Below are 5,304 nucleotides of genomic sequence, written 5' to 3'. Positions count from 1 at the left end.
ACAATGATAATATTGTTCAGCTTTAATTTATAAATTTAATCCTTTAATAATCTGTATCGGTTATTTAGGACTAGACAACTTTAAGAAGCTTGCTTTTTTAAATTCTTGCGATATTTTAATGCACCAGAAGGGCATCGTTTTATTTGATTAATAATGCTAGTAGTTTCAGTACCATCTAAATTAATCCAAGGAATAATACTGGTTCTAAAAACTTCTGATAATTCCATGGCACATTTTTCGGCATGGATACAAAGAACGGGTTCGTAGGTTACAGTAATTTCGTTATTACTGAATTCATTTTTGTAGTCTTCCATAGGTTTCCATATTTGGGATTATGAATCTCTTTTGAATTGCGAATATATCAAATTAAACAAATTAAAATATGAATTTGATAAAATTTCTACACAAAATTTATCAATTTAAAAAATCATTCAAAAAATATTCGTTGAATGACTAAAATTCAGAGGTAAAGTGAAACTTAATATTTGGATATGTTTGTTGCGTCATTTGTAAAGAAAAAGCCGAATCTGCTAAAAATACTAACTGATTTTGCTTGTCTTTTGCTAAGTAGCGTTGTTTTACACGAGTAAACTCTTTGTACTCATCGCTTTTGGAATTTTTTGGGTCAACCCAACACGCTTTATAAACATTTAAATTTTCGTAAGTACATTTGGCACCATATTCATGTTCCAAGCGATACTGAATAACTTCATATTGGAGCGCTCCAACGGTTCCGATAACCTTTCTACCATTCAATTCTAATGTAAATAATTGTGCCACACCTTCATCCATTAATTGGTCAATTCCTTTGAAAAGTTGTTTAGATTTTAATGGATCGGCATTGTTGATATATCTAAAATGTTCTGGTGAGAAACTTGGAATGCCTTTGTAATTGATGTTTTCTCCTTCAGTTAACGTGTCACCAATTTTAAAGTTTCCAGTATCGTGTAAACCTACTATATCACCTGGGTATGAGATGTCAACGATCTCTTTCTTTTCAGCAAAAAAGGCATTCGGACTTGAGAATTTTAATTTTTTCCCATGACGGACATGTAAGTAGGGTTTGTTTCTTTCAAAAGTACCACTTACAATTTTAATAAATGCCAAACGGTCTCTATGGTTGGGATCCATATTAGCATGAATTTTAAATACGAATCCTGTAAATTTATCTTCATCTGGCTTCACCAAACGTTCTTCACTTTGCTTAGGACGTGGTTTAGGAGCAATTTCAATAAAACAATCCAATAATTCACGAACCCCAAAATTATTTAAAGCGGAACCAAAAAACACGGGTTGTAAATGGCCGTCTAAATAAGTTTGCTTATCAAACTCCGGGTAGATACCTTCTACTAATTCTATTTCATCTCGCAGTGTTTTGGCTGCTTTATCTCCAATTAGCTTGTTTAGTTCAGGAGATTGTAAATCGGAAATCTCAATGGTTTCTTCAATATCTTTTCTGCTATCACCACTAAATAAATTAATGTTTTTCTCCCAAATGTTATAGATACCTTTAAAATCGTATCCCATACCTATCGGGAAGCTTAGGGGCACCACTTTCAATCCTAATTTTTGTTCAATTTCATCTAACAAATCAAAAGCATCTTTACCTTCTCTATCCATTTTGTTAATGAAAACAATCATAGGAATGTTGCGCATACGACAAACTTCAACCAATTTTTCGGTTTGTTCCTCAACACCTTTAGCAACATCAACCACAACAATAACGCTATCAACAGCGGTAAGTGTTCTAAAAGTATCTTCAGCAAAATCTTTATGCCCGGGGGTATCAAGAATATTAATTTTAGTACCGCTATATTCAAATGCCAAAACCGAAGTAGCTACCGAAATACCACGCTGACGCTCAATTTCCATAAAGTCACTGGTAGCCCCCTTTTTTATTTTATTGCTTTTTACAGCACCCGCTTCTTGAATAGCACCTCCAAAGAGTAATAATTTTTCGGTTAGTGTTGTTTTTCCAGCATCGGGATGTGAAATAATACCAAAAGTTCGTCGTCTGTTAATTTCCTTTATAAAGCTCATAATAATCTTGCAAATTGGTTTGCAAAGATACTTTATAATTTATGATTTCAGAATTCAGATTTTATATTTTACAGATAGAATTATTATATTAATTTATTACTTGGTATTTTTGTTTTCTATGGAAGAAGAAAAAGTAATTCTTGTAAGCGAAAACGACGAGCAAATAGGCACCATGCCAAAAATGGAAGCACACGAAAAAGCATTGCTACATCGGGCTTTTTCGGTATTTGTTTTTAATGATAAAAAGGAGTTAATGCTTCAGCAACGTGCAGCACATAAATATCATTCACCTTTATTGTGGACCAATACATGCTGTAGCCATCAAAGGGTAGGTGAAACCAATATTCAAGCAGGAAAACGCCGTTTAATGGAAGAAATGGGCTTTGTTGTAGATTTAGAAGATTCCATTTCATTTATCTACAAAGCACCATTTGATAATGGTCTAACCGAGCATGAATACGATCATGTTTTATTGGGAACTTATAATGGCGAACCCAACATCAACCCAGATGAAGTAGCTGGTTGGAAGTGGATGCCGCTTGAAGCTATTAAAAATGATATTTTAAAACACCCGGAATTATACACCGAATGGTTTAAAATTATTTTCGATAAATTCTACTCATATATAAATATTTCTAAATGAAGGTAACAGTTAGTAGAAAAGCACATTTTAATGCAGCTCACCGTTTGTATAGAAAAGATTGGACGCACGAAAAGAACGATGAAGTATTTGGTAAATGCAATAACCCAAATTTTCACGGGCATAATTACGAATTAATTGTGAGTGTAACTGGCGATATTGAAAAAGAAACCGGTTATGTAATTGATATGAAGGTTTTAAAAGACATCATTAAAGATGAAGTTGAAGATGCTTTCGACCACAAAAATTTGAATGTTGAAGTGCCCGAATTTCAAGTTTTAAATCCAACGGCAGAAAACATTGCAGTTGTAATATATAATAAGATAAAACCCAAGCTTGATACTAAATTAAGCTTAGAAATAACACTATATGAAACACCTCGTAATTTTGTTTCATATTCAGGAAATTAAAATGAAGAATATATTATATCCAATTAAATTTAACCCCATTTTAAAAGATAAAATTTGGGGAGGGCAAAAATTAAAAACTTTACTTAATAAAGAGAGTGACTTATTAAATATTGGTGAAAGTTGGGAAATTAGCGATGTAGAAGGAGATACATCTATAGTAAGTAATGGCAGTTTAAAAGGACAATCTTTAAAGCAGTTGATAGAAACTTATAAAGAAGATTTATTAGGACTACAGAATTACAGGGTTTTTAACAACAAATTCCCGTTGCTTATCAAGTTTATAGATGCTAAAGAAGATTTATCCATTCAACTGCATCCTAACGATGAATTAGCTGCAAAAAGGCATAATTCTTTTGGAAAAACCGAAATGTGGTATGTTTTTCAAGCAGATGAAGGGGCAAATCTTATTGTGGGCTTTAATCAAAAAATGGATCGTGAAACGTATCTAAAACATTTAAAAAACAAAACGCTTACCGAAATTTTAAATTTCGATAAAGTTAAAGAAGGGGACACCTATTTTGTTGAAGTAGGTCGGGTACATGCTATTGGAGCAGGTGTTATGGTTGCTGAAATACAACAAACCAGTGATATTACATATAGAGTTTACGATTGGGATAGAGTAGATGCTGATGGTAACGAACGAGAACTGCATAACGATTTGGCTATTGATGCTTTCAATTTTAATATGCCTGATAATTTTAGAGTAACTTATGATAAAACCGTAAATAAATCAAACGAAATGGTAAGTTGCCCATACTTTACAACTAATTATTTAAATGTTACCGAAACTCTTCAAAAAGAAAACCAGCACGATTCATTTATTATTTATATGTGTGTTGATGGAGAAGGGGAAATTAAAGCAAATGGTTTCATGGAAACAATAAAAAAAGGAGAAACCATTTTGCTTCCAGCAGCTATTAAAAACTATGAAGTAGCTTCTGAAAACGCAACACTTTTAGAAGTCTATTTATAAAAAGAAATTCCCAAGAGTTATACTTGGGAATTTTATTTAGCAAGCAGTCCTGTTTGCTCTTTCGTACGTTTTCTCTAAAGGAAAATCGAACAGGGCACTACAAATCCGTTCTTGGTGGTTTGTATTGGATTTCGCTTTTGTAACGGTTATATTTACCCAATAGCCGTCTTTATCTTGTTTTACTAATTGGGCTTGAATGGTAAGTTTATCGTTTACAAATGCGTTTTTGTACATTTTAAATTTAAAATCTCCAATGTTAGGAATGTCTTGTAAATAAAATTCTTTTACAGGGTAGGTGGCAACCGTTTTTATTTTATCATAAAGTACATGTGGCAATAAAAAACCGTTGGCATTACTTATTTCTTTTGTTACTATAAATGGGGTGTTTATGTGATGTGCTTTCATAAGATTGTTTTTTTAAGGGTATAATAATAAAGGTGTTAAATTGTGTGTATGGTATGTGCTATACATAACATTAGTACAAACAATGGCATTTAATAACAATTGAAATTTCTGGGTAATCGATTTTAGTGTTTTCATAATTTTTAATGATTTAAGTGATTTAAAATAAAAAAGGTGCCTTAAAAAAAGCACCTTTATTGTTATAGATATAATTGTAATATTTAACGTTTATTCAAGATGCATATAAGCTTTGGTTTTAAGCATAGAAAATGTAGCCGACTTATCCTGTTGATAGACACGGTTACAAATTTGGCTATATGACATCTTTATTGCATTCATTGCAAACCAAATGTAGTAATTATTTTTTATAAATTACTGTTCTTTTATGAGAAATTTGTATAATATTAATGTAATTTTGTACCAAATTAAAATATTGAATTATGGCAAATGTTAGAAACCTAAAAAAAGACATTAATTACGTTTTAGGTGATATTATAGAAGCGGCTTATGTTTGGGAATTAACAAACGCAAGCAAAGATACAAAAAAGAGTGAAGCAGTTATTGATGAGGCTATCGTTACTTTTGATGAATTAATTTCTAAAGTAAATGCTAAGAATGTTGAGAACCCAAAAGCTCATTTTAAGGCTATTAGCGCAGAGTTGGAATCTAAGGGAAATGCGTTAATTGAAAAAATCAATAAATTATAACAAAATTTTTACTGGAGTGCTTGTAAATTTAATTTTTGCGTTTATATTTGCACCCGTAAAAACGCCGATGTAGCTCAGCTGGCTAGAGCAGCTGATTTGTAATCAGCAGGTCGTGGGTTCGAGTCCCTCCAT

The 5,304-nt window shown here is 32.0% G+C and carries 7 protein-coding genes; 4 read left to right on the top strand and 3 right to left on the bottom strand.

The genetic code is table 11. From position 1 onward, the window contains the following. Positions 1 to 80 precede the first annotated feature (80 nt). Together ACGK9U_RS16015 and ACGK9U_RS16010 are read right to left on the bottom strand one after the other, a co-directional pair. Complete coding sequence (locus tag ACGK9U_RS16015) at positions 81 to 314, bottom strand: (4Fe-4S)-binding protein (RefSeq protein WP_394467560.1); 234 nt, start codon at positions 312 to 314, stop codon at positions 81 to 83. Between the two features lie 139 nt (positions 315 to 453). Next, a complete protein-coding gene (locus tag ACGK9U_RS16010; RefSeq protein WP_394467558.1) occupies positions 454 to 2,040 on the bottom strand; it encodes a peptide chain release factor 3 in 1,587 nt (528 codons plus the stop codon). A 118-nt stretch (positions 2,041 to 2,158) separates the two neighbouring features. On the opposite strand from ACGK9U_RS16010, the gene idi reads away from it, so the two are divergent. The 3 genes from idi to ACGK9U_RS15995 are packed head-to-tail and all read left to right on the top strand — an operon-like array spanning position 2,159 to position 4,063. After that, positions 2,159 to 2,683 (top strand): isopentenyl-diphosphate Delta-isomerase, encoded by a 525-nt coding sequence (idi, locus tag ACGK9U_RS16005; RefSeq protein WP_394467557.1) that lies wholly within the window; start codon positions 2,159 to 2,161, stop codon positions 2,681 to 2,683. After that, positions 2,680 to 3,090, top strand: a complete 411-nt coding sequence (locus tag ACGK9U_RS16000) for a 6-pyruvoyl trahydropterin synthase family protein (protein ID WP_394467556.1) — start codon at positions 2,680 to 2,682, stop codon at positions 3,088 to 3,090. Before idi ends, ACGK9U_RS16000 begins: the two co-directional genes overlap by 4 nt. 1 nt (position 3,091) lies before the next feature. Continuing rightward, a complete protein-coding gene (locus ACGK9U_RS15995; protein ID WP_394467554.1) occupies positions 3,092 to 4,063 on the top strand; it encodes a type I phosphomannose isomerase catalytic subunit in 972 nt (323 codons plus the stop codon). Positions 4,064 to 4,099: 36 nt separating this feature from the next. Here the strand turns inward: ACGK9U_RS15995 and ACGK9U_RS15990 are convergent, their stop codons facing one another. Then, a complete protein-coding gene (locus ACGK9U_RS15990; RefSeq protein ID WP_394467553.1) occupies positions 4,100 to 4,468 on the bottom strand; it encodes a hypothetical protein in 369 nt (122 codons plus the stop codon). 437 nt (positions 4,469 to 4,905) lie between these two features. On the opposite strand from ACGK9U_RS15990, the gene ACGK9U_RS15985 reads away from it, so the two are divergent. Next, a complete protein-coding gene (locus ACGK9U_RS15985) occupies positions 4,906 to 5,172 on the top strand; it encodes a hypothetical protein (protein ID WP_394467551.1) in 267 nt (88 codons plus the stop codon). Positions 5,173 to 5,304: the final 132 nt, after the last annotated feature.

Source organism: Mariniflexile sp. HNIBRBA6329, from assembly GCF_043558645.1.
Classification (GTDB): domain Bacteria; phylum Bacteroidota; class Bacteroidia; order Flavobacteriales; family Flavobacteriaceae; genus Mariniflexile.
The sequence above is the reverse complement of the archived record's forward strand: the minus strand, read 5'-3'. Positions and strand labels throughout refer to the sequence as shown.

Bases quoted from the DNA above. Each gene is read 5' to 3' on its own strand.
- ACGK9U_RS16015 (WP_394467560.1), bottom strand. From the start codon at position 314: ATGGAAGACTACAAAAATGAATTCAGTAATAACGAAATTACTGTAACC.
- ACGK9U_RS16010 (WP_394467558.1), bottom strand. From the start codon at position 2,040: ATGAGCTTTATAAAGGAAATTAACAGACGACGAACTTTTGGTATTATT.
- idi (WP_394467557.1), top strand. From the start codon at position 2,159: ATGGAAGAAGAAAAAGTAATTCTTGTAAGCGAAAACGACGAGCAAATA.
- ACGK9U_RS16000 (WP_394467556.1), top strand. From the start codon at position 2,680: ATGAAGGTAACAGTTAGTAGAAAAGCACATTTTAATGCAGCTCACCGT.
- ACGK9U_RS15995 (WP_394467554.1), top strand. From the start codon at position 3,092: ATGAAGAATATATTATATCCAATTAAATTTAACCCCATTTTAAAAGAT.
- ACGK9U_RS15990 (WP_394467553.1), bottom strand. From the start codon at position 4,468: ATGAAAGCACATCACATAAACACCCCATTTATAGTAACAAAAGAAATA.
- ACGK9U_RS15985 (WP_394467551.1), top strand. From the start codon at position 4,906: ATGGCAAATGTTAGAAACCTAAAAAAAGACATTAATTACGTTTTAGGT.